This is a genomic window from Sphaerisporangium sp. NPDC088356, assembly GCF_040685555.1.
In the GTDB taxonomy this organism is placed as follows: Bacteria; Actinomycetota; Actinomycetes; order Streptosporangiales; family Streptosporangiaceae; genus Sphaerisporangium.
The window spans coordinates 33404-54923 of sequence record NZ_JBFBIK010000003.1 but is presented as its reverse complement, the minus strand read 5'-3'; the positions used below and the strand labels follow the sequence as shown (position 1 = coordinate 54923).

Here is a 21520-nt window from a genome sequence, read left to right as displayed (position 1 = left end):
ACGAAGATCAGATTCGCATCGCGGGTAAACGACGCTCGCGACAGGGTGTGAGCGGTGGGTTGAGTCCCCGGCGTAGCAGATTGGGAGCTTCTTTGTGAACAGTGCCGAGGATCTGGAGCGGCCCTTCCGTCTGATCGTCACGGGGGGCGGGACGGGTGGCCACACGTACCCCGCTCTCACCGCGGTTCGCACACTTCAGGCCAGGCTCGCGGCCACGGGCAGGACTGTTGACGTCCTGTGGGTCGGAGCGGCTGACGGCCTGGAGGCCCGCGTCGCCCCGGCCGAAGGGGTCGCTTTCGCCGCGGTCGCCACTGGCAAGGTGCGCCGCTCAAGCAATCCGCTGAAGATGATCTCGCCTGCCAATGTGGCTGACATGGGCCGTGTGCCGCTGGGCGTCGCTCAGGCCCGCTCGATCGTCGCCGATTTCCGCCCTGATGTGGTGCTGTCCACAGGCGGATACGTCGCCGTCCCGGTGGGCCTGGCGGCCAAGCTGTGCCGTCGTCCCTTGGTGGTCCACGAGCAGACGGTCCGCCTTGGCCTGGCCAACCGTCTGCTCGCCCGCGCCGCGACGCGGATCGCGGTGTCGTCGGAATCAACCGTGCCGCTGCTGCCGGAGTCTGCCCGCGCGATCGCCATCGTCACCGGAAATCCCGTGCGGCCCGAGGTGCTGCGCGGCCGTCCGGACCGGGCGGTGGAGGCACTGGGCATGGCGGGGTTCGACGGACAACGCCCGACCGTCTACGTCACCGGCGGCGCCCAAGGATCGCAGCAGATCAACGGCCTGGTGGCCGGCATCCTGCCGTGGCTGCTGTCCCACGCGAACGTCGTCCATCAGTGTGGGCCCGCGAATGTCGCGGACATGCGCCGGCGCGCCGCAGAACTCCCCGGGGATCTGGCGGCCCGCTATCTGCTCACCGGTTACGTCGGCGCCGAGTTGCCTGATGTACTGGCCCTGGCCGACGTGGTCATCTCCCGCAGCGGCGCGGGCACGATCGCCGAACTGACCGCGCTGGGCAAAGCCGCGGTCCTCATCCCACTGGCCAGTTCCGCCGGCGGCGAGCAGGCGCACAACGCGCGACACCTGGCCGAGGCCGGCGCCGCGGTCGCTCTCCTCGGCGAGGTATCCCCGGAGGCTCTGCGGGAGGCTGTGACCCCACTCCTCGCCTACCCCACTCGGCGAGCCGCCATCGCGGACCTAGCCCGGTCGCACGGTCGGTCTGACGCGGCCGACCGGCTCGTTGGCATCTTGCTGTCTGTCGCCGCCGACCGTTGACGCCCTCGGCACGAGGGCCTGGTGCAGGCTGTCGATCAGGTGCTGCCAGGGGGACAGCTCCCTGGTCCAGTCGCTGCGGTGGCCAAGAGCGGCGTTGTTCCGGCTGAAGTGGGTCCCCGAGCGGGTTTGGTCCTGGGGTCTGGGCGCGATCTGGTCGAGCCGGGGCAGCTTGTCCGAGATGAGAGGACGCCCGTACCTATGCCCACCTAATGTCGAAGAGGCGAGCAGGGGATGAAGCGCTTGGTAGTTCGGGCATGGCCATGGCCCCCTGATCGAGGCGTCAGGCCAGGGAGCCTGCCTCGGTGCCAGCGCGCCGAGCTTATGGCGACCGACCGAGAGAGCGGCTCCAGTTCGTGCGAGACGGCGAGTAGGGCAGCAGTCCCCGAGGGGCGAACACGGGCCTCCACCTCGGAGGCCTCCCGGGTCCACCTCACCATCGTCAGTCCACAGAGACCTCTTCGTGTACGACCCACGGCGCGTAGTCGGGATGGGTGCAGTGGAGCGCCAGACGTATCCGGGTGCCCTTGTACCTGTCCGCCCAGATCTCGGGGGTAGTCCAGCGCGGGTACATAGTCGGCGTGAGGGAGAAGGGCCGGCCGTCACCCATCGCCAGCTCGAACGGCGCGACGATGCGCCCGATCTTGTTCGCGCCGTCGGCGCTGTCGGCGAACCGATACGGCCCCCAGATCGTGGTGTCGATCTGCTCCTGGGTGGGTTCGCCGGCGGTGACGGGGGCTCGGTCGGGCCAGTCGTCGCGGATGCTCGCCCGGATGGTCAGCTTGTCCAAGGCGAGCGGACGCAAGAGTTGTATGCGTAGCTCCACTCGGTCGCCGTGCTCGGGGACGCACCTCACCTCGAAGTGAGGGTGGAGCTCAGAGTGCCAGCGGCGTTGCTCGATCGTCTTGACGATGTCGGCGAGTTCATTCGATTTCTCCGCAGTGCTGTTGGACTTGCTGGCGGCCCACCATGCTCCGCCGGCGGCGATGGCTGCGGCGAAGGTGCTGACAGCGGAGAGCACGTCTGGCCAGCTGGGGGGATCGGCTTGCAGGATCATGAAGGTGTGACGCCGAACCTGGCCGATCGGTTGCCGATGCGTGTCGCATCAGACCAGGACGGTAATACCCGCGGCGTGTTCTCATGCCTCCGTCGGTCCCACTGGGAGCCCGACGGGGAGGGAACTGGTGACGAACCCACCTGTTGACAAGGCTCGCGAGGTCTACAAGGCGCAGCAGACGCTTGCTGGTCTCTAGGGCGTATCGGAGGAAGAGGGTAGATGTTGGAGCTATGCGCCAACAGCCTTCCGTCTCGGCCTCCCGCCTCGACTCTTGCAACGCTACAGTCGCATGGGGGCACGGGGTGGAAGATCGTTCCATGGAGGGAGCGGGGATGACGGGTGCCGAGATTTCTCCGTCCGATCACCCAAAGCCTCCTGTGCGCCAGGTCCTGACCCGGCTCGTAAAGAAGGGGTGGACGCTACGCAAAGAAAATCACTGGGGCAAGCTCTATTGTCCCTGCGACGACAGCGGATGCACCACCATCCCGATCAGTGGCACCCCTAAAGACGCCGACTGGCACGCCAAACAGATCGCGAGACAAGCAGCTCGTTGTCCCCTCCCTCCAGACGACCCCCGGAGGAGTCGTACCGGCATGAACCGAGACCGGCAGCCATGATAGGACTGTTGACGTTCGTCAACAGATGGCGGAAGCTAGTCATAGGCGGACCGAGGAGAGTCTTGTGCAGTACGAGCTGTGCTTCGTAGTCGCTGGAGCCAACGTCAGTGACGATGCGGCAGTCTCAGTGCTAGCAGATCAGCTTGATGCCATCCTGTCACGAGCTGCTGGCGTGGAGCTCCTCACCCTCCTATCAGAAGGCACAAACGCCATCGATGCCGCCCGTCACGCCGTCGTGTCCTGCAGAGTTCATGTTCCCGAATTGATCTTCCTGCGCCTCGACCGTGACCTAGTGGGGATACCTGAGATCGCCGAGCGAACCGGACGATCTCGCCAGAACGTCACCCAGTGGGTCACAGGTAAGCGTCACAACGATCTCACCCCCTTCCCTGCGCCGGAAGGAACCGTGGGGCGAGCACGAGTCTGGCTATGGACAGAAGTCAACGCATGGCTGCGCCAACTCGAACTCGATGACGGCGTGGCCCACCCTTCGCGCGATGACATGACGGACATCGATTACATGCTGCGCCATGACCGTCTCCGTACGCTGGAGGGGCCGCCTCTGTTAGGCGGTGCCTGGCCGTACTCGCAGGTCAGGGATTCCGTTCTCTGTTGGGGCGATCAAGCCTCAATAGTGGTCGGAAAAGCGCTGACCCCACAGTCGGAGCCGACCACCACTACTGGTGCTGTCGACCTCCTCAGGGTGGGCCGTTAATGCAGGCTTTCATCGTGCTATGCGATGCAGCTCAACGCGACACAGGCACAGGCAAGGTGCACATACTAGGCGCCGACTGGTCTGTTACTGCACCATCTGCCGCTTCCACAGCCGTTGTCGTGTTTCTCCGCGTGCCCTGGGAGGAACTTGCCGTCGAGCGGACTTTCCATCTGCGGCTTGTGGACGAAGCGGGAATTGTGGTGAAAGTCAATGACGATCTGTCGATCGAGTTCGGGGGGCAGATGGGGAGCCTGGCTGACTCCGGTGTGCCCGAAGGCGATCCCAGCCGACTGACCGACATCCACAGCAGCATCGCCGTCACCGTCGCACCACTCCCCCTGGTCCAAGGTGCCACGTACACCTGGTGCTTCGATGTGGACGGCAAAGGCCTGGCTTCGACCACCTTCGTCGTCCGAGCGTCCTAAACCCTGATCTCACTTACAGCAAGAAGCGTCCGCACCTCTTTGAGGCGGAGCGGCGAGCGCTCAGCTCAGTCAGCCTTGGCGAGCTTCAGCAGTTCCATGTCCGCTTTCTATCGGTGGTCGACGTACCACCACGGGTGCCGGTGGATCTCCTCGGCCAGGCGCACACTTTTTCGCGCAGGCGTCAGCCCACTCTCTCCGCTGCGCCTCAGCGATCTCCGCCTCATGGCGGCCACAGCGTCGGACGGGCATCGCCTGACCAACCTCATGCCTTCGAACCTCTGCGGCGAGGAACGCTTTCTTGAACTCCAGCAGGTCGCCGGGTGGTTCGTAGTCGGGCATCGTGTCTCCCCGGGTCAGCCGTTTTTCGTGGCGTATCCGGGTTATATGCCCACCCGGCACCCATTTGACGGGTCAAGCGGTTGCTGCCCACACAGCTGAGGGACTTCCCGGCGGACGGCCGGGAAGGAACCCCTGTGCGGCCTTGAACCCAGAAGGCGGTGGGAAGGTGATCACGATCCACCGTTCTGGCCCTGGCCGACGTGGTCATCTCCCGCAGCGGCGCGGGCACGATCGCCGAGCTGACCGCGCTCGGCAAGGCCGCGGTCCTCATCCCACTGGCCAGTTCCGCCGGCGGCGAGCAGGCGCACAACGCGCGGTACCTGGCCGTGGTTGAGATCGTGGGCCAGGGGTTATTGAGTGTGTATGGGTTAGGGGATGTAGATGTTCGGCTGGGGTGGGGTTGTCATGCCGTTGCCGATGAAGAAGCTGGGGTGCGGGGGCTGGTTGTAGGCGGTGTTCTGCCAGGCGATGGCCTCGCGGTACTGGGTGTCGTGCATCAGGGTGAAGACGCGCCGGTCGGTCACCGACGTCGTCGTGTAGACGCGGAGCGCCGTGTTGTCGGTGGTCGGCCAGACCACCTCCTCACGCCAGTCGCCGAACAGGTCGGCCGACAGTGAGGGCGTCGCCTTGGTGCCGTTGTTGGAGTGGACCCCGGAGGCCGTGAGCAGGCGGCTCTCGCCGCTGGTCGTGTACTTGTCGACCTGGGTACGGTCGAGCAGCTCGCGCACCGGGTCGGCGTCCCACCAGGCCAGGAAGTTCATCGAGGACGGCTTGCGGCCCACGTTGGCGCCCTTGGTGTTCAGCAGGCCGTCGGCCGCGGCGGACCACGACTCGGCGCCCGCGCTGCCGGACCAGATGTCGTCGGAAACGCCGCGCCCGTTGTCGCCGTTCGGCGGGGTGGTCCACAGGACCTGGCCGGTACGGGCGTCGGCCATCCAGGAGCTGGGCTTGCTGCTGTCCTCGTCGACCTTGAACACCTCCAGCCCGGACCGCGACGGGTCGAGGTCGCCGACGTGCATGGCGTCGCCGTGGCCGTTGCCGGTGTTCCACAGGCCCCTGCCGGTGTCGTCCACGCACATGGCGCCGTAGACGATCTCGTCCTTGTGGTCGCCGTCCACGTCGGCCACCGACAGGTTGTGGTTGCCCTGGCCCGCGTACGCGCTGTTGCCTGAGCTGTTGGAGTCGAACGTCCACCGCTTGGTCAGCGTGCCGTTGCGGAAGTCCCACGCCGCGATGACCGTGCGGGTGTAGTACCCGCGCGCCATGACCAGGCTCGGCCTGGTGCCGTCCAGGTACGCCGTGGCGGCCAGGAACCGGTCGACCCGGTTGCCGTAGCTGTCGCCCCAGGACGACACGGTGCCGCGCGGCGGGTCGTAGTTCACCGTGGACATCGCGGCGCCGGTCTGGCCGTTGAACATCGTCAGGTACTCCGGCCCGGACAGGATGTAGCCGGAGCTGTTGCGGTAGTCCGCCGAGGAGCTGCCGATGACCCTGCCGGCGCCGTCGACCGTGCCGTCCGCGGTCTTCATCGCGACCTCGGCCCTGCCGTCGCCGTCGTAGTCGTACACCTGGAACTGCGTGTAGTGGGCCCCGGCGCGGATGTTGCGCCCTAGGTCGATCCGCCACAGGCGGGTGCCGTTGAGGCGGTAGGCGTCCACGTAGACGTCGCCGGTGTAGCCGGACTGGGAGTTGTCCTTGGAGTTCGACGGGTCCCACTTCAGCACGAACTCGTACTGGCCGTCGCCGTCGAGGTCGCCCACGCTGGCGTCGTTCGCGCTGTAGGTGTAGGCGACGCCGTCGGGCGAGGTGCCTCCGGACGGGGGCTGTATGCGCACGTCGAGGTAGTTGCCGCCTCCGAACCGCAGTGACGCCTCCGACGCGGCCTGCTCGGTGCCCCCGACGACCGGCCGCACGGTGTACGAGGCGTCCGCCGCGGCGCCGCTGTCGAAGTAGTTCGTGGACCCGGTGATCGGTGAGGAGTTCAGCTTGGTGGAGCCCCGGTAGAGGTTGAAGGCCACGCTCGCCGGATCGGTGCCGAGCATGCGCCAGGTGACGAAGTTGCCGCTGCCCGACCTGGCGCTGATGAGCCCCCGGTTGAGCCTCTCCGCCTGGCGCGCGTTCGCCGCCGGGGCCGTGGTCGTGGGGGTGGGCGTGGGGGTCACCGTCGGGGGCACAGTGGGCGTGACCGTCGGCGTCACAGTCGGTGTCGGCCCGGTCGAGCCCGTGCAGGTGACGCCGTTGAGCGCGAACGAGCCGGGGACCGGGTTGCTGGAGTTGTCCCACGAGCCGTTGAAGCCGAAAGAGGTGCCGGCACCGGTGGCGAGCGCGGCGTTGTAGCCGGCGTCGGCCGCGGTGACCTGCGTACCGCTCTGGGTCACGGTGGCGCCCCAGGCCTGGGTGACCTGCTGGCCCGCGGTGAAGTTCCACACGAGCTTCCAGCCGTTGACGGCGTCACCGAGGTTCGTCACGCTGACGTTTCCCGTGAAGCCTCCGGCCCATTGGGAGGCGACCGTGTAGTCCACCCGGCAGCCCGCGGCGGCGGCCTCGGCGCCGGCCGAGACGGCCGTGACCGTGGCGGCCAGCGTGATCGCCGCCGACCCCATGACCACCAGTCGACGCACCGGGGATTTGGCGATGTGGCGCATGACTCTCCCTTTCACGAGAGATTTATCGAAGCGCTTCGATTTTCAACGACCGGTAAAACCGCCTGGTCGGCGCCTTCGGATTCGGATCTGGTCGGAAGCTAGACGAATGCATACGAAACCGCCACAACAGCGGCCGCGCGGCCGCTGTTCCAATCGGTGAGGCCGGCGGGGTAAACCGGGGCTCACCTGGGGGTATCAATTCGACGCCGCGAGTCTCCGGCATGAGAGGTGCTGAAACTTTCAACGGCCGAGCGCATGTGCGACGGGGAGTGACGGTATTGGGTACGGGCCCCGGCACGGACGGGAACAGAGAATCCGGTAACGGAGACCCGGCACGCGGTACGGCCGGGGAGGAGCGGGGAAGGGACCGCTGGTGGCGGCCGTTGTCCCGATGGCTGGTGGAAGGGCCGCCGACCAAGGACGCGCACGCGACCCCCGCCAAGCAGCACCCCTGGTGGCGCGTCATGTGCCTCACCGGGGTGGACTACTTCTCGACCCTCGGATACCAGCCGGGCATCGCCTTCCTGGCCGCCGGCCTGCTGTCGCCCATCGCCACGCTGGTGCTGGTGGCCGTCACGCTGTTCGGCGCGCTGCCGGTCTACCGGCGCGTCGCGGAGGAGAGCCCGCACGGGCAGGGCAGCATCGCCATGCTCCAGCGCCACCTGCCGGGATGGCCGGGGAAGTTCCTCGTGCTCGTGCTGCTCGGCTTCCTGGCGACCGACTTCATCATCACCATCACCCTGTCGGCCGCCGACGCCACCGCGCACGTCATCGAGAACCCCCTCGCGCCCGGCGTGCTCCACGGGCACAGGATCGGGGTCACGCTGGCGCTCGTCGCCCTGCTCGGGGCGGTGTTCCTCGCGGGCTTCGGCGAGGCCATCGGCATCGCGGTGGGCCTGGTCACCGTCTACCTGGCCCTCAACCTGGTCGTCGTCACGGTGGCCCTCCAGCATCTGGTCACGACGCCCGGACCGGTGCTGCACTGGGAGGCGCTGCTGAGCGCCCACTACTCCAGCCCGCTGGTCATGATCGGGGTGGCGCTGCTGGTCTTCCCCAAGCTGGCGCTGGGACTGTCGGGCTTCGAGACCGGTGTGGCCGTGATGCCGCTGATCCGGGGCTCGAAGAACGACGACCCCGAGCACCCCGTGGGCAGGATCCAAGGCGCCAAGCGCCTGCTCACCACGGCGGCGTCGATCATGAGCTTCTTCCTCATCGCCAGCAGCTTCACCACGGCCGTGCTGATTCCCGCCAGGGAGTTCGCGCGCGGCGGCAGGGCCAACGGGCGTGCCCTCGCCTACCTGGCCCACACCTACCTGGGTCCGGGATTCGGCACCGTGTACGACATCAGCACGATCACCATCTTGTGGTTCGCCGGGGCGTCGGCCATGGCCGGCCTGCTGACGGTCGTGCCGCGCTACCTGCCGAGGTACGGCATGGCGCCCCACTGGGCCACCGCCACCCGCCCGCTCGTCCTGGTCTTCACCGCCGTGGCGTTCACCATCACGATCATCTTCAGGGCCGACGTGGACGCCCAGGGCGGCGCGTACGCCACTGGCGTGCTCGTCGTGATCCTCTCCGCGGCGCTGGCCGTGACCATCTCGGCCCACCGGCGGGGTGACCGGCGCGGGCTCGTCCACTTCGGTGTGATCACGCTGGTCATCGCCTACACCGCGATCGCGAACATCTTCGAGCGCCCCGAAGGCATCAAGATCGCCTCGTTCTTCATCGGCACGATCATCGTCACCTCCTTCGTCTCCCGTGCCACCCGGTCGCTCGAACTGCGGGTGGAGGAGGTCAGGCTGGACGAGCGTGCGCGGCGGTTCGTCCAGGAGGCGGCGGCGTCGGGGCAGCTCGTTCTCGTCTCCACCAACCCGGACGAGCGCGGCCGCGCCGACTACCACGGGAAGGAAAGGCGATCCCGTCGGCTGCACCGCCTCATGCCGGACGTGCCCGTGCTCTTCCTGGAGGTGACGATCGGCGACGCCTCGGAGTTCAGCAGCACGCTGGAGGTCAAGGGGGAGGAGCGGGAGGGCTGCCGCTTCCTCACCACGCGGAGTCCCTCGGTGCCCAACGCGATCGCCGCCATCCTCCTCCACCTGCGGGACATGACCGGTCTCATCCCGCAGGTCTACTTCCACTGGCCCGAGGGCAATCCTGTGCTCGCCCTGCTCGGCTATCTCATCCTCGGCGGAGGGGACGTCCCCCAGCTGACCCGGGAGATCCTCCGCAGGGCCGAGCCCCGCGCGGACCGCCGTCCCCAGGTCCACGTCGGCTGAACGCCCCAGGCGACGCGGGTCAGGAGGCCGGGCGGCTCGTCTCCAGCAGTTCGCGCTCGAACCACGTGATGGTCCGGAGGAGCCCCGCGGTCACGTCGACCTCCGGACGCCAGCCGAGCCGTTTGGCTGCCAGGGACGTGTCGGGGCGGCGCACACCGGGATCGTCCACCGGCCGGTCGACGAACGTGATCGGCGACGACGAGCCCGTCAGGTCGCGGATCATCGTGGCGAGCCGGAGCATGGACAGCTCCGACGGGTTGCCGATGTTGACGGGTCCCTCGAAACCGCTGTCGGCCAGGGTGAGCACCCCGTGCACGGTGTCGTCGACGTAGCAGATCGACCGGGTCTGGCTGCCGTCCCCCGTGACGGTGATGGGCTCCCCGCTGAGCGCCTGGCGGACGAAGGTCGGGATGGCACGCCCGTCGTGCGGGCGCATGCGCGGGCCGTAGGTGTTGAAGATCCGCACGATGGCCGTGTCCACGTCATGGGAGTTGCGGTAGGCCGTCGTCAGCGACTCGGCGAACCGTTTCGCCTCGTCGTACACGCTGCGCGGTCCCACAGGGTTGACGTTCCCCCAGTACGTCTCGCGCTGCGGGTGCTCCAGCGGGTCCCCGTACACCTCGCTCGTGGAGGCGAGCAGGAAGCGCGCGTTCTTCTCGCGCGCGAGGCCGAGCGCGTGCAGCGTGCCGAGGCTGCCGACCTTGAGCGTGGCGATCGGATGGCGCAGGTAGTCGGTGGGCGACGCGGCCGAGGCGAAGTGCAGCACCAGGTCCACCTGGCCCGGCACGTGGACGAAGCCCGTGAGATCACACTCGACGAGGCGGAACCTCGGGCGGTCCATCAGGTGCTCCACGTTGGTGGGCGAGCCGGTGAGGAAGTTGTCCATGCAGATCACGGAGGCGCCCTCGGCCAGCAGGCGCTCGCACAGATGCGAGCCGAGGAATCCCGCGCCTCCGGTGACCACCACTCGGCGTGCCGTCATGGAACGCTCACCCCCATCAGGTTCACGGCGGCATCCAGTACCGCTTCGGTGCCGATTTCCAGCAGGCCCGGGTCGGGCCGGCTGCCATGGGGGTCGCCGGACCGTCCAGCCCACAGGGCCACATGCCGTCCTGTGGGCGGTGGTCCCCACTGGTGGGGCGAGACCGGTCCGAACAGCACCACCGACGGTGTGGCGCAGGCCGTCGCCAGGTGGGCGACGCCGGTGTCTCCGCAGATGACCAGGCGCGCTCCCGCGACGAGCCCCGCCAGCGACCGGAGGTCCGTACGCCCCGCGAGCACGCTCTCGACGGGCAGCCCGGCGAGCGTGCCCACCCGGAAGGCGAGCGACCGTTCCGCCGCGTTCCCGGTGACCAGCACCCGATGCCCGGCGCGGGAGAGTGTGGCGGCCACCTCCGCGAACCGCTCGGAGGGCCAGCACCGCGCCCGCGACGCCGCGCCCGGATGGACGATCACATACCCGCCCGTACCGTCCCGCGCTGCCGGGCCGGTGTGGAGGAGGAGGTCGGCCGGGTCGGCGGCGATGCCGTACCACTCCAGCAGATCGCACCACCTTCGCACCTCGTGCGTCTTCTGGCGCCAGGGCGGGCCGTCGAGGCCGGGGAACTCCGGGTGGGCGTGCGTGAGCAGCCGCCGGGGGCGGATGCGGCTCAGCGCGGCGATGCTCTCGGGCCCGCGCCCGTGCAGGTTCACCGCGACGGCGGGCCGGTCGGCGGGCACCGGGCCCGTGCCGGAGACGTCGATCAGCTCGTCGACGGCCCCGACCAGCGGGACCAGGCCCGACAGGGCGACGGGCGCGGCCAGCGCGATCCGGTGATCGGGATGGGCCCGCCGCAACCCCCGCAGGGCCGGAACCGCCGTGAGCAGGTCGCCCAGTCCCAGCCCGCGCAGCACCAGCAGCACAGGCGCCGATGAGGTCACGGCCATGACGTCTCGGTCGACGGGCAGACGACGAGCTCACGGATCTCGCAGCCCCTGGGCTGGCCGAGCGCGAACACGACGGTCGCCGCGACATCCTCCGGCTGGTTCAGGTGGGCGTCCGGTCCTGGCTTGTACCGCTCGTCGCGCCCCTCGAAGAAGCTCGTGTGCATGCCGCCCGGCACCAGTAGCGTGACCCCCACCTCGCCGGCGAGCTCGGCGGCCAGTGCCCGGGTGAACCCGACGACGCCGAACTTCGCCGCGCAGTACGCCGTGGCGTCGCCCACCGCCCGGAGGCCGAGCGTCGACGCGCACGTCACGACGCGGCCTCCCGAGCTGCGCAGGTACGGCAGGGCGGCGCGGACCACCGACGCGGTGCCGAGCAGGTTGACCCGGATCACCCGTTCCCAGTCGGCCGCGGGCACCGCCGACAGCGGCCCGCACATGTCGATCCCGGCCGCCGTCACCACGCCGTCGAGACCGCCCGCGCGCTCGGCCAGCTCCTGTACGGCCCGTTCCGCCTGCTCGCGGTCGGCGAGGTCGGCCACCACGTGGTCGACGCCGTTCTCAGGAGGGTTGACGTCGATCACCAGTGGCCGCCCGCCGACCTTGCCGACGGCGGTGACCGTGGCCTTCCCCAGACCCGACGCCCCGCCGGTGACCAGGATGTTTCCGATCATCGATGCTGCTCCTCGTTCGCAAGGGGGGCTCCGGTTCTGATGAGCGGTTCCGTCCTCAGGAATGGCTCACATCACCTCCTGCGCGGCGGCGATCAGGCCGGTCGTGGAATGGCCGGGCACGCTGGGCAGGACGACGATCTCGCCGCCGCTGCGGCGCACCGCCTCGGCCTCGGGGAGTTCCCGCCCCGTGTAGTCGCCGCCCTTCACCCACACATCCGGACGAAGGCGCTCGATGAGCCTGGACGGGGTGTCCTCCGTGAAGACCACCACCGCGTCCACGCACCCGAGCGCCCGCAGGATCTCCACCCGGTCGCGCTCGGCGACGACCGGACGGCCGGGTCCCTTGAGCCGGCGCACGGAGTCGTCGTCGTTCACGCACACGATGAGCGCGTCGCCGAGGGCCCTGGCCTGCCGCAACAGGCTGACGTGACCGGCGTGGAGCAGGTCGAAGCATCCGCCCGTGGCGATCAGCCTGCCGCCCGTCGCCCGTACCAGGGCCGCCAGTTCCGCGGCCGTACGGGGGCGGTCGCCGAGCGCGGGTTCGGGAAGCCGGAGGGCCGCGGCCCCGCCGGCCTCGACGAACCGGGTGGCCTCGATCACCGCGACCGTCACCGCGTCCTGGATCGACGCCCCGTCGCGCAGCGCCAGCGTCGCCGCGGCGGCGAACCTGTCTCCGGCCCCGCAGGAGTCGCGCCCGGCGACCGGGCCAGGCGGCGGCACGCGCGCGGTCCGGCCGCCGCGGCTCGCCAGCACCGCGCCGCGCATGCCCAGCGTGACGGCGACCGCGCCCGCGTGGAGCTCACGCACGAGCTGGCGGGCGGCGGGTTCGGGGTCGCAGGGCCGCGCGCACAGCACGGCCGCCTCCGCCTCGCTCGGGGTGACCAGCGCGCAGCCCGGTACGGGAAGCGCGCCGGAGGGGTGGGGGTCCCAGACCACCGGCACGGTCAGGCCGTTGAGGAGGTGGCGGACGGTCTCACCGGTGCCGCGCCCGTAGTCGGACACCAGCACCGCGCCCGCGTTCCGCAGCACGTGGGCCGCCCGGTCGCCCTCGGGGCCGCGCCAGGCCCGCCCGTCGCCGGTGTCGATCCTGAGCAACGTCTGGCCGCGCGCGCGGACCCGCGTCTTGCGCGACGTCGTACCGCGGAGCGGCAGCCGTACGACCTCGGCGAAGCCGGACAGCAGTGCGCGCAGGCGCTGCCCGGAAGCGTCCTCGGCGAGGGCCGTGATCAGCACGACCTCGGCGCCCTCGCGCGCCGCGAGCAGTGCCGCGAGGCCCGCGCCTCCGGGACGGCGGTGCTCGGAGCGCCCGAGCACCACAGGGACCGGCGCGTCCGGGCATATCCGGTCCGCGTCGCCCTCGATGTCCACGTCGAGCAGCGAGTCGCCGACGACGACGATCGGCCGGGCCGTCATTCCCCGGACCCGTCGAGCACGTCGCAGAGCATGTGGATGACCGCGAGGTGGACCTCCTGAACGGTCGCGTTGTCCGGTGAGGGGACAGAGAGCGCGTCGTCGCACAGCCCGGCCAGAGGGTTCGGGGCCGGGCCGGTCAGCGCCCAGGTGATGAGCCCTCCCGCCCGGCCCGCGCCGGCCGCCGCGAGGACGTTCTCGCTGGCCCCGCTGGTGGAGAGGCAGAACAGCACGTCGCCGGGGCGCCCGTGCGCCCGTACCTGGCGGGCGTACACCTCCTCGGCGCCGAAGTCGTTGGCGATCGCGGTCGACGTCGAGGTGTCGGCGTGCAGGGGGATGGCCGCGTACGGGCGGCGGTCGGTGCGGAAGCGGCCCACCAGCTCGGCCGTCAGGTGCTGCGCCTCGGCCGCCGAGCCGCCGTTGCCGCAGGCGAGCAGCCGTCCCCCGCCGGACAGCACCTTCGCCAGCTTGCGGCCCCAGATGTAGATCTTCGGGGTGTCGGCGTTCACGGCGGACAGCGCGGCGCTCAGGCGCGAGAGATGTGGGTGCATGGCTCAACCTCCCGCCGTGGCGAGCCTGTTCAGGCGGTCGCCGATCAGGCTGCGGTAAACCGACTCGGTCTGGGCGGCCACGTGCGACCAGCCGTACCTCGACCGCGCGCGCCGCACCCCGGCGGTGGCGAGCGAGGTACGGAGGTCGGGCCGGGCGAGCAGGTCGCGCAGCACCTCGGCGAGCACCCGGGGGCGGCGCGGGGGCACCAGGATGCCGCAGCCGGCCACCGTGTCCAGGTGGCCCCCGACCGCCGACGCGACGACCGAGACCCCGCAGGCCATCGCCTCCAGCGGCACCATGCCGAACGGCTCGTACCACGGGGTGGTGACCACGACCTGCACGGACCGCATCAGCGCGGGTACGTCCGCGCGGTCGACGCTGCCGATCAGGCGCACCCGTCCGTCCAGGCCGGACGCGGTGGCCAGCCTGCCGAGCCGCAGCACCTCGTCGTCGCCGGGCTCGCCGCCCGCGACGATCAGCTGCGCTCCCGGCACGTGCCGCAGCGCCTCGATGATGGTGTCGACGCCCTTGCGGGGGACGAGCCTGCCGATGCTGAGGATCCGCACGTACCCGTTCTGGTCGGCGTGCCGCATGATGGGACCGTCGGGGCGGAAAAGCGCCAGGTCGACGCCGCAGGGGACGACTGCGACGCGCTCGATGGGCACGCCCATCGCCGTGAGCTCCTTGACCTCGTCGCCGCAGGTGGCGATGACCGCGGACGCGCGCTGCCCGATGTCGTACTCGATGGCGACGCGGCTCGGCGGGCTGGTGTCGGCCGTGCCCTGCCAGCGCCGTTTGACCGTGCCGAGCGCGTGAAACGTCTGGACGACCGGTATGCCCAGCTCGCCGGCCGCCGTGAGCGTGGCCATCCCGCTCATCCAGAAGTGGGCGTGCGCCACGTCGGGCCGTTCGGTCTCCCAGCGCCGTGCCAGGTAGGCGGCGAAGGCGGGCATGTGGGGCAGCAACTCGTCCTTGGGCACCGGCTCCGGCGGCCCGGCGGGCACGTGCTCGACGGTCACTCCCGGTGCCAGCGGGGCCATGACGGGCTCGTCCTTGTCCGTGCGCCGCGTGTAGACCCTCACCTTGTGCCCGAGCGTGGCGAGCGCGGCGGCCAGGCCCGCGACGTGGACGTTCTGCCCGCCCGCGTCCACCCCGCCGACCGCGGCCAGCGGGTTGGCGTGCTCGGACACCAGGGCGATCCTCATCGCGCTCCCTCCTTGACGCCGCTCGAACTCGCCGCGTGGCCCGGCCCGCCCCCGTTGGTGTTCGCGCCCCCGGCCTTGGCACGCGATCGCGCTTCGAACCGCCGGGACATCAGATCGAGGACGGTGTCGACGACCTGCTCGCTGGTCACGGACGACAGGCAGGGATGGCCGGGCACCGGGCACACGCGCGCCCTGCTCCCCCGGCAGGGGGCCTCCTGGTCGCCCAGCAGCACGACCGGCACGCGGTACGGCGCCCAGCGCTCCGAGGGCACGACGGGGGCGAACAGGCTGATCACGGGCGTGCCGACCGCCGCGGCCAGGTGGGCGGGGCCGGTGTTGGCGACCACGACCACCGCCGCTCCGGCGAGCACGGCCGCGAGCTCGGGAAAGGTGGTGACCCCGCCGAGGTCGGAGCCGTACGCCCCGGCGACCTGGGCGGTCAGCGCCTGCTCGTCCGGATCCCCGGTCACGACCACGCGCGCCCCCGCGAACACCAGGTCCCGCACCGTCTTGGCGTGCAGGTCCGCGGGCCACGCCCGCGCGGGCGCCGAGGTGCCGGGGTGGACGACCACGTAGCCGGGCGGCCCGGTGAACTGGTGCACCGAGGGCAGGGGACGGCGCACGGCGAGCGCGCCGTCGTCGCCGGAAGGCAGCTCGAACCCGGCGGCACGTGCCAGGTCGAGCATGCGCACGGCCTCGGGCACGTCGACGGTCTCGTCCACGATGTGCCTGACGTCGAGCAGCGACCCGGGGTAGTCCTCGCTGATCGCGGCGATCCGGGGGACGCCCGCGAGGCGCAGCAGCAGGGCCAGCGGCAGCGACGACTGGTGGAACGACGTGAAGATCAGGGCCAGCTCGGGGGCGGTCTTCTCGACCAGGGAGACGAGCCGGTCCACATGGGGGCGTTTCAGCGGCAGCGGGTCGGGGTCGATCCACGGGGCACGCCATTGCAGCACCTGGTCGACGCCGGGCAGCAACTGGGCGGCGGCGCCGCCGTGCGGGCCGGTGAGCAGTACCACTTCCCTGGCCCCCGCCGCGACCGCCCGGATCGCCGGCCCGGCCAGCAGGACGTCGCCCGCGTTGTCGAGCCTCGCCACAAGAACGGTCCCGGTCACCGGCGCACCCGCAGTTCTCCACGGAGGCGGTGCGCGCAGGCCACGGGTGGGATGATCACGCTGGTCACGGCCATCCGCAGGATCTCCTCAGGAGTACGGGGTCCGGGAGCGAGCCGAGCCCAGAGGAACTCGGCGGTGAGCACGAGCCAGGCCACCCCGGCGGCCACGCCGAGAGCGGGAAGGCGCCGGTCCCGCCGGCGGACGGCCGCGGCCGTGAGCAGGGCACATGACGCGAGCCCCAGCGCGGTGGTCACGGTGTGCTGGGCCAGGCGGCCGGGAACGCCTCCGACTGCGGCCCGCCAGCCCGTCCCGTGGAGCCGCCGCATCAGCGCGTCGTCGGCGTTGCCCCGCTGGGCGCGCACGCTGGTCCAAAAGCCGTCGTCGCGGATCGGGTGGCTGGTGACGCGCCTTCCCTTGGCGAGCCCGTAGCCCGCCTTGAGCAGCCGCAGCGCGAGGTCGGCGTCCTCGCGGTAGGCGTGCGGGAAGCGCTCGTCGAAGCCGCCGGCGGCCTCCAGCGCGGACCGGCGGTAGGCCATGTCGGCTGTGACCCAGCCCGCTTCCATCAGGCCGGCCGTGTTCCGCTCGGCGTCGGTGGGCCGCCGCCAGGGGGGCAGCCGCACCTCCAGGCGTCCCTGGCACCCGGCGACGTCCTCGGGAAGGTCGGCGAGGTCGGTGAGCAGTGCTTCCTTCCATCCGGGCAGCGGCATCACGTCGTCGTCGAGGAAGGCGATCCACGGCGTCCCGGCAGCTCGCCAGCCGAGGTTCCTCGCGGCGGCGGGCCCCCGCCCGCAGGTGCGCAGCACCCGGACGCCGTCCGGAACCTTGAGCGGCGGGCGGAACCGGGGACGGTCGTCCACCACGATGATGTCGAGGTCCGGCGCGAGCGCGGCCAGGGTCCGGTTCAGGCTCGGCCGGCCGATGGTGGGGATCACGACGGTGATCATGAGGCGAACACCTCCCCCCGGCGCACGAGGTACGGCCCGATGGCGAGCACGTCCACCGGCGAGGAGCCGAAGCACTCCAAGGCGTCACGCGGGTCGTCCACCATGGGCCGGCTCGCGGTGTTGAGGCTGGTGTTGACCAGCACGGGAAGCCCGGTGCGGGCGCAGAACGCGTCGAGCAGCCGGGCGAGCAGCGGATCGGTGCCCGGGTCCACGGTCTGGACGCGTGCCGTCCCGTCGGTGTGCAGGACGGCGGGGATCCGCTCGCGCCACTCGGGCCGCACGTCGTGGACGAACAGCATGTACGGGCTCGGCAGGGGGCCACGCTCGAAGATCTCGGGAGCGCGCTCGGCGAGCACCATCGGGGCGATCGGGCGGAACTGCTCGCGTCCCTTCACGGCGTTGAGCCGCTCGGTGTTGGCGGCCCGCCCGGGGTGGGCGAGCAGCGAGCGGCGCCCGAGCGCGCGCGGGCCGTACTCAGAGCGTCCCTGGAACCACGCGACGACGCGGTCGGCGGCCAGCTCGGCGGCCACCGCCTCCGCCAGGTCGGCGGGCCGCCGGTACGGGACCTGCGCGGCCGTGAGCCACGCGGCCAGCTCCTCGTCGTCCCATCCCCTGCCGAGGTCGGCGCCGGTCATCGGCGCCACCGGCTCCCCGTGCAGCTGCGACAGGTACAGCGCGCCGCCGAGCGCGGTGCCCGAGTCGCCCGCCGCAGGCTGCACCCAGATCCCGTCGAACGGTCCCTCGTGCAGCAGCCGGGTGTTGGCCACGCAGTTGAGCGCGACGCCTCCGGCCATCGTGAGGCACCGCTCCTTCGTACGCTCGTGCAGCCACCCGGCGAGCTCCAGGAGCACCTCCTCCAGGCGGGCCTGGACGCTGGCGGCGAGGTCGGCATGGTCGGCCGTCCAGCGGTCCTCCGCCGCGTGGTCGTTCCGGCTGAGCGCCTTGGCGTAGCCGCTCCAGTCGATCGGCTCGACGCGGAACCCGCCGTCGCCGGTCGTGTAGATGAGCTCCCGCAGCGCGCCGAGGTGGCGTGGCTCGCCGTACGCCGCGAGCGCCATCACCTTGTACTCGTCGCTGGACCGCAGGAAGCCGAGGTGCGCGGTGACCTCCTCGTACATCAGCCCGAGCGAGTGGGGCAGCTCTTGGGCGGCGAGGACGGTCAGCTCGCCGTCCCGGTAGTGCCCTGCCAGGTGGGACACGGCCTCGCCCCGGCCGTCGCAGACCAGCACGGCCGAGTTGCGGTACGGCGCGGCCAGCCCGGCGGACGCGGCGTGGGCCACGTGGTGGGGCACGTAGCGGACCTGCGCGGAGTCCAGGCCCGGCAGGGCCGTGGCGAGGAACGCCGGGGCGCGGCGCGCGTAGGTCGTGCGGAGCTCTTCCCAGTTCTCGTCCAGCCCGTGCTCGGCGGGATTCGCGAGGTCGAGCCGCACCAGCTCCGGGTCGTAGGAGTAGGCGACGCCGTCCAGGTCCTCGGGCCGCAGCCCGGCCTGCTCCAGGCACCACGCGGCCGCCCGCTCGGGCAGTTCCCACGCCGAGAAGGGCACCGGGCGCTTGCCATGCTTGCGGCGGCTGAACCGCTCCTCCTCCGCGGCCGCTACGACCTCTCCGTCCACGACCAAGGCCGCTGCCGGATCATGAAATATGGCGTTGATCCCCAGAAACCGCATCGGCTTACCTCCGTTGGGCCGCGGGAGTCTGGTTACCGACAGGAGCGGCTGCCAAACGCGGCTTTGCGTATAAGTCGAGGTAGAGAGGTGGGAATCTTGAACTTTGTCACGCTACGTAGCAGATGGCGGGGTTTTGTCGTCATGTAGCCCGGGTAGCCAACGCGTGGGGAGGTGCCGCTTGCCGAGCATGGACCACGCGCCCGCCGCGGTGCTGTTCGACCGTGACGGCACGCTGATCGAGGACGTCCCGTACAACGCCGAGCCCGCACGCGTGGAGGCCGTGCCCGGAGCCCGCGAGGCGCTGGACCGGCTGCGCGAGGCCGCCGTGCCGGTCGGCGTCGTGAGCAACCAGTCGGGCGTCGCCAGGGGCCTGATAGCTCCCGCCGCGCTCGCGGCCGTCAACGCGCGCGTGGAGGAGCTTCTCGGGCCGTTCGACGTCTGGGCGGTGTGCCCGCACGACGAGGCGGACGGATGCCCGTGCCGCAAGCCCGCGCCCGGCCTCATCCTGCGCGCCGCGGCCACCCTCGGCGTCCGGCCCGAGTACTGCGTCGTCATCGGGGACATCGGCCGTGACATGCAGGCCGCCCGCGCCGCCGGAGCGCGGGGCATCCTGGTGCCGACGGCCCAGACGCTGCCCGCGGAGGTGGCCGCGGCCTGGGAGGTCGCCGCCGACCTGGGCCTCGCCGTGGAGATGGCGCTGAGCGCGTGTCGCGCGCCCGGCTTACTTCCCACGGCTGAAGCCGGGCGCCTCCAGGTTCGAGGCCCTCGATGAGGATCCTGTTCTGGCACGTGCACGGGTCGTGGGCCACCGCGTTCGTCCAGGGCGCCCACGACTACGTCGTGCCACTGACGCCCGGCCGCTGTCCCGACGGCCGTGGGCGGGCGAGGACGTACCCCTGGCCCGGCACCGTGCGCGAGGTGCCGTGCGGACGCCTCGCCCGCGAGGAGTTCGACGTGGTCGTACTGCAGCGGCCACACGAGATCGAGCTGGCGGAGCGCTGGACCGGCCGCCGCCCCGGCCGGGACGTGCCTGCGGTCTACGTCGAGCACAACACCCCGGCCGGAGACGTCCCGCACACCCGGCATCCGCTGGCGGGCCGCGACGACATCCCCCTGGTCCACGTCACCCACTTCAACGCGCTGTTCTGGGACTCTGGCCTGGCCCCCCTCCACGTGATCGAGCACGGGGTCGTCGACCCGGGCTACCGCTACACGGGCGAGCTGGCACGCGCGGGCGTGGTCGTCAACGAGCCCATCCGCCGCCGCCGGGTGGCCGGCACCGACCTGCTACCCGGCTTCGCGGCGGCCGTCCCGCTCGACGTCTTCGGCATGAAGGTAACCGGCCTTCCCGCCGACCTGGGTACGGCCGGTCGGCTCGGCGTCTTCGAGGATCTGCCGCAGGGCCGGATGCACGCCGAGCTCGCGCGGCGCCGGGTCTACCTGCATCCCTACCGGTGGACCTCGCTCGGGTTGTCCCTGATCGAGGCGATGCTCCTCGGGATGCCGGTCGTCGCGCTCGCGACCACGGAGGCCGTCGAGGCCGTGCCACCGGAGGCCGGGGTGGTCTCGACGCGCCCGGCCACGCTGGTCGACGCGCTACAGGCCTTCGCGGACGATCCGCCGCGCGCGCGGCAGGCGGGCAAGGCCGCGCGCGCCTCCGCCCTCACGCGGTACGGCCTGGAACGCTTCCTCGCGGACTGGGACCGCCTGTTCCGCTTGAGCATCCGTCCGTCCTCAGGTACGCCACCGCCGTAGGCAGGCGGATCAGGCGCGCCAGGCCGTGCTTCTCCGCCAGGGCGAACGCCATGAGCACCGCGACGGGAGGTGGTCATCCTGATCGGCGGCGGGCTGACCGGCCGTTTGGCGAACACGCCGAGGAACGTCGCCTCCGCCTGCCGCTGCGGCATGCCCCGCAGGTCCACCACGCTGAGCTGCTCCGGCGTCCGCAGGTCACCCGCCAGGCGTACCCGCGCGGGGGGACACGCCATCCGAGAGGACATGGTCGGCGGCCCACCAGGCGTTCCTAGTGTGCGCGCTAGCCCTTGAACGTTTCGGTATGGGAGCCGTAATCGGGAAGCGCGTCGCGCATCTCGTCGGTGATCCGGGGCGGGGGCAGCGGCGCGATCTCGCGCTCGTGGAAGGTGAGCAACTCCTCGCCGCGCTCGTACAGACCCCTGACCAGCTCCAGCCACGGCCCGACCACCGCAGGGTCGGTGACCCGTCGACCGCCGAGGTGCCCGCCGACATTGTCGTACAGCACCTCGTACAGGAGGGAGTCCGACAAGACCAATAGCTCAGGCAGTGGCTCCAGGTCGCGCACGGCCTCCGCCGGGACCACCCGGATCCGCTCTCCCGCTCCCACCCTGGCCGCCAGAAGGTGCATCTCCCATTGCAGGTAGGGCGTGAACGGCCGCTCGGCGATTCTGACCCGATGGACGGCGGGCCGCGCACCGTAGAAGCCCTTCAACGCCGCGCCCATCTCGGCCGCGAGTGCCAGCGCCCTGTCCCAGTCGCCGTCCATCATGGCCCGCCAGCTCGCCACGTCAGGCTCATAGAAACTCTGCGCCCGCTCCAGCTTCCACAGCGACCCCGTGGCCGCCTCGAACGCGGCGCCGAACTCCTCGCCGTATTCGTCAGCCGACAGGACCACGCCGACCTCCCTGAGACGCTCAACATTGACGCTCAC

General features: G+C 70.9%; 18 protein-coding genes and 1 pseudogene. 7 read left to right on the top strand and 12 right to left on the bottom strand.

What is annotated here, in order from left to right; all coding sequences use genetic code 11:
* Positions 1–94 precede the first annotated feature (94 nt).
* Positions 95–1273, top strand: a complete 1179-nt coding sequence (locus AB0O34_RS02340) for a UDP-N-acetylglucosamine--N-acetylmuramyl-(pentapeptide) pyrophosphoryl-undecaprenol N-acetylglucosamine transferase (protein ID WP_363911702.1) — start codon at positions 95–97, stop codon at positions 1271–1273.
* A 439-nt stretch (positions 1274–1712) separates the two neighbouring features.
* On the opposite strand, the gene AB0O34_RS02335 is transcribed toward AB0O34_RS02340, so the two are convergent.
* Complete coding sequence (locus AB0O34_RS02335) at positions 1713–2291, bottom strand: hypothetical protein (RefSeq protein WP_363911700.1); 579 nt, start codon at positions 2289–2291, stop codon at positions 1713–1715.
* A gap of 717 nt (positions 2292–3008) precedes the next feature.
* On the opposite strand from AB0O34_RS02335, the gene AB0O34_RS02330 reads away from it, so the two are divergent.
* The 3 genes and pseudogenes from AB0O34_RS02330 to AB0O34_RS02320 form a co-directional block, all read left to right on the top strand.
* Complete coding sequence (locus tag AB0O34_RS02330; RefSeq protein WP_363911698.1) at positions 3009–3659, top strand: hypothetical protein; 651 nt, start codon at positions 3009–3011, stop codon at positions 3657–3659.
* A complete protein-coding gene (locus tag AB0O34_RS02325) occupies positions 3659–4084 on the top strand; it encodes a hypothetical protein (protein ID WP_363911696.1) in 426 nt (141 codons plus the stop codon). Before AB0O34_RS02330 ends, AB0O34_RS02325 begins: the two co-directional genes overlap by 1 nt.
* Before the next feature lie 521 nt (positions 4085–4605).
* Positions 4606–4746 (top strand): annotated as a pseudogene (locus AB0O34_RS02320) (glycosyltransferase); the annotation flags it as partial.
* A gap of 45 nt (positions 4747–4791) precedes the next feature.
* On the opposite strand, the gene AB0O34_RS02315 reads toward AB0O34_RS02320, so the two are convergent.
* Complete coding sequence (locus tag AB0O34_RS02315) at positions 4792–7068, bottom strand: cellulose binding domain-containing protein (RefSeq protein ID WP_363911694.1); 2277 nt, start codon at positions 7066–7068, stop codon at positions 4792–4794.
* 383 nt (positions 7069–7451) lie between these two features.
* Here AB0O34_RS02315 and AB0O34_RS02310 point away from each other — a divergent pair, with 383 nt between their 5' ends.
* A complete protein-coding gene (locus tag AB0O34_RS02310) occupies positions 7452–9344 on the top strand; it encodes an amino acid transporter (RefSeq protein WP_363911692.1) in 1893 nt (630 codons plus the stop codon).
* Between the two features lie 19 nt (positions 9345–9363).
* On the opposite strand, the gene AB0O34_RS02305 is transcribed toward AB0O34_RS02310, so the two are convergent.
* The 9 genes from AB0O34_RS02305 to AB0O34_RS02265 form a co-directional block, all read right to left on the bottom strand.
* Positions 9364–10326: a UDP-glucuronic acid decarboxylase family protein gene (locus tag AB0O34_RS02305; protein ID WP_363911690.1), complete on the bottom strand. Its 963-nt coding sequence runs from the start codon at positions 10324–10326 to the stop codon at positions 9364–9366.
* Complete coding sequence (locus AB0O34_RS02300; RefSeq protein ID WP_363911688.1) at positions 10323–11270, bottom strand: glycosyltransferase family 9 protein; 948 nt, start codon at positions 11268–11270, stop codon at positions 10323–10325. Before AB0O34_RS02300 ends, AB0O34_RS02305 begins: the two co-directional genes overlap by 4 nt.
* Positions 11261–11941: an SDR family oxidoreductase gene (locus AB0O34_RS02295; RefSeq protein ID WP_363911686.1), complete on the bottom strand. Its 681-nt coding sequence runs from the start codon at positions 11939–11941 to the stop codon at positions 11261–11263. The genes AB0O34_RS02300 and AB0O34_RS02295 overlap by 10 nt, the downstream gene beginning before the upstream one ends.
* Before the next feature lie 66 nt (positions 11942–12007).
* Positions 12008–13354, bottom strand: coding sequence for a D-glycero-beta-D-manno-heptose 1-phosphate adenylyltransferase (gene rfaE2 / locus AB0O34_RS02290; protein ID WP_363911684.1), 1347 nt, complete (start codon positions 13352–13354; stop codon positions 12008–12010).
* Positions 13351–13902 (bottom strand): SIS domain-containing protein, encoded by a 552-nt coding sequence (locus AB0O34_RS02285; protein ID WP_363911682.1) that lies wholly within the window; start codon positions 13900–13902, stop codon positions 13351–13353. The genes rfaE2 and AB0O34_RS02285 overlap by 4 nt, the downstream gene beginning before the upstream one ends.
* Before the next feature lie 3 nt (positions 13903–13905).
* Positions 13906–15108 carry a glycosyltransferase gene (locus tag AB0O34_RS02280; RefSeq protein WP_363911680.1) on the bottom strand — a complete coding sequence of 401 codons (1203 nt, stop codon included), beginning with the start codon at positions 15106–15108 and terminating at the stop codon, positions 13906–13908.
* A complete protein-coding gene (locus tag AB0O34_RS02275) occupies positions 15105–16223 on the bottom strand; it encodes a glycosyltransferase family 9 protein (protein ID WP_363911678.1) in 1119 nt (372 codons plus the stop codon). Before AB0O34_RS02275 ends, AB0O34_RS02280 begins: the two co-directional genes overlap by 4 nt.
* A complete protein-coding gene (locus AB0O34_RS02270) occupies positions 16220–17167 on the bottom strand; it encodes a glycosyltransferase (protein WP_363911676.1) in 948 nt (315 codons plus the stop codon). The genes AB0O34_RS02275 and AB0O34_RS02270 overlap by 4 nt, the downstream gene beginning before the upstream one ends.
* On the bottom strand, positions 17164–18834 hold the full coding sequence (locus tag AB0O34_RS02265; protein WP_363911674.1) for a carbamoyltransferase C-terminal domain-containing protein: 1671 nt from the start codon (positions 18832–18834) through the stop codon (positions 17164–17166). Before AB0O34_RS02265 ends, AB0O34_RS02270 begins: the two co-directional genes overlap by 4 nt.
* Positions 18835–19021: 187 nt before the next feature.
* Between AB0O34_RS02265 and AB0O34_RS02260 the strand changes: the two genes are divergently transcribed.
* Both AB0O34_RS02260 and AB0O34_RS02255 read left to right on the top strand, forming a co-directional pair.
* On the top strand, positions 19022–19606 hold the full coding sequence (locus AB0O34_RS02260) for an HAD-IIIA family hydrolase (RefSeq protein ID WP_363911899.1): 585 nt from the start codon (positions 19022–19024) through the stop codon (positions 19604–19606).
* Positions 19603–20589: a glycosyltransferase gene (locus AB0O34_RS02255; protein ID WP_363911672.1), complete on the top strand. Its 987-nt coding sequence runs from the start codon at positions 19603–19605 to the stop codon at positions 20587–20589. Before AB0O34_RS02260 ends, AB0O34_RS02255 begins: the two co-directional genes overlap by 4 nt.
* 280 nt (positions 20590–20869) lie before the next feature.
* On the opposite strand, the gene AB0O34_RS02250 is transcribed toward AB0O34_RS02255, so the two are convergent.
* Positions 20870–21520, bottom strand: a complete 651-nt coding sequence (locus AB0O34_RS02250) for a DUF6879 family protein (RefSeq protein ID WP_363911670.1) — start codon at positions 21518–21520, stop codon at positions 20870–20872.

What these genes read in the sequence shown, in the direction of transcription:
- AB0O34_RS02325 (WP_363911696.1), top strand. Translation starts at nt 3,659, where the DNA reads ATGCAGGCTTTCATCGTGCTATGCGATGCAGCTCAACGCGACACAGGC.
- AB0O34_RS02280 (WP_363911680.1), bottom strand. Translation starts at nt 15,108, where the DNA reads ATGAGGATCGCCCTGGTGTCCGAGCACGCCAACCCGCTGGCCGCGGTC.
- AB0O34_RS02295 (WP_363911686.1), bottom strand. Translation starts at nt 11,941, where the DNA reads ATGATCGGAAACATCCTGGTCACCGGCGGGGCGTCGGGTCTGGGGAAG.
- AB0O34_RS02315 (WP_363911694.1), bottom strand. Translation starts at nt 7,068, where the DNA reads ATGCGCCACATCGCCAAATCCCCGGTGCGTCGACTGGTGGTCATGGGG.
- AB0O34_RS02285 (WP_363911682.1), bottom strand. Translation starts at nt 13,902, where the DNA reads ATGCACCCACATCTCTCGCGCCTGAGCGCCGCGCTGTCCGCCGTGAAC.
- AB0O34_RS02260 (WP_363911899.1), top strand. Translation starts at nt 19,022, where the DNA reads ATGGACCACGCGCCCGCCGCGGTGCTGTTCGACCGTGACGGCACGCTG.
- AB0O34_RS02255 (WP_363911672.1), top strand. Translation starts at nt 19,603, where the DNA reads ATGAGGATCCTGTTCTGGCACGTGCACGGGTCGTGGGCCACCGCGTTC.
- AB0O34_RS02270 (WP_363911676.1), bottom strand. Translation starts at nt 17,167, where the DNA reads ATGATCACCGTCGTGATCCCCACCATCGGCCGGCCGAGCCTGAACCGG.
- rfaE2 (WP_363911684.1), bottom strand. Translation starts at nt 13,354, where the DNA reads ATGACGGCCCGGCCGATCGTCGTCGTCGGCGACTCGCTGCTCGACGTG.
- AB0O34_RS02300 (WP_363911688.1), bottom strand. Translation starts at nt 11,270, where the DNA reads ATGGCCGTGACCTCATCGGCGCCTGTGCTGCTGGTGCTGCGCGGGCTG.
- AB0O34_RS02265 (WP_363911674.1), bottom strand. Translation starts at nt 18,834, where the DNA reads ATGCGGTTTCTGGGGATCAACGCCATATTTCATGATCCGGCAGCGGCC.
- AB0O34_RS02305 (WP_363911690.1), bottom strand. Translation starts at nt 10,326, where the DNA reads ATGACGGCACGCCGAGTGGTGGTCACCGGAGGCGCGGGATTCCTCGGC.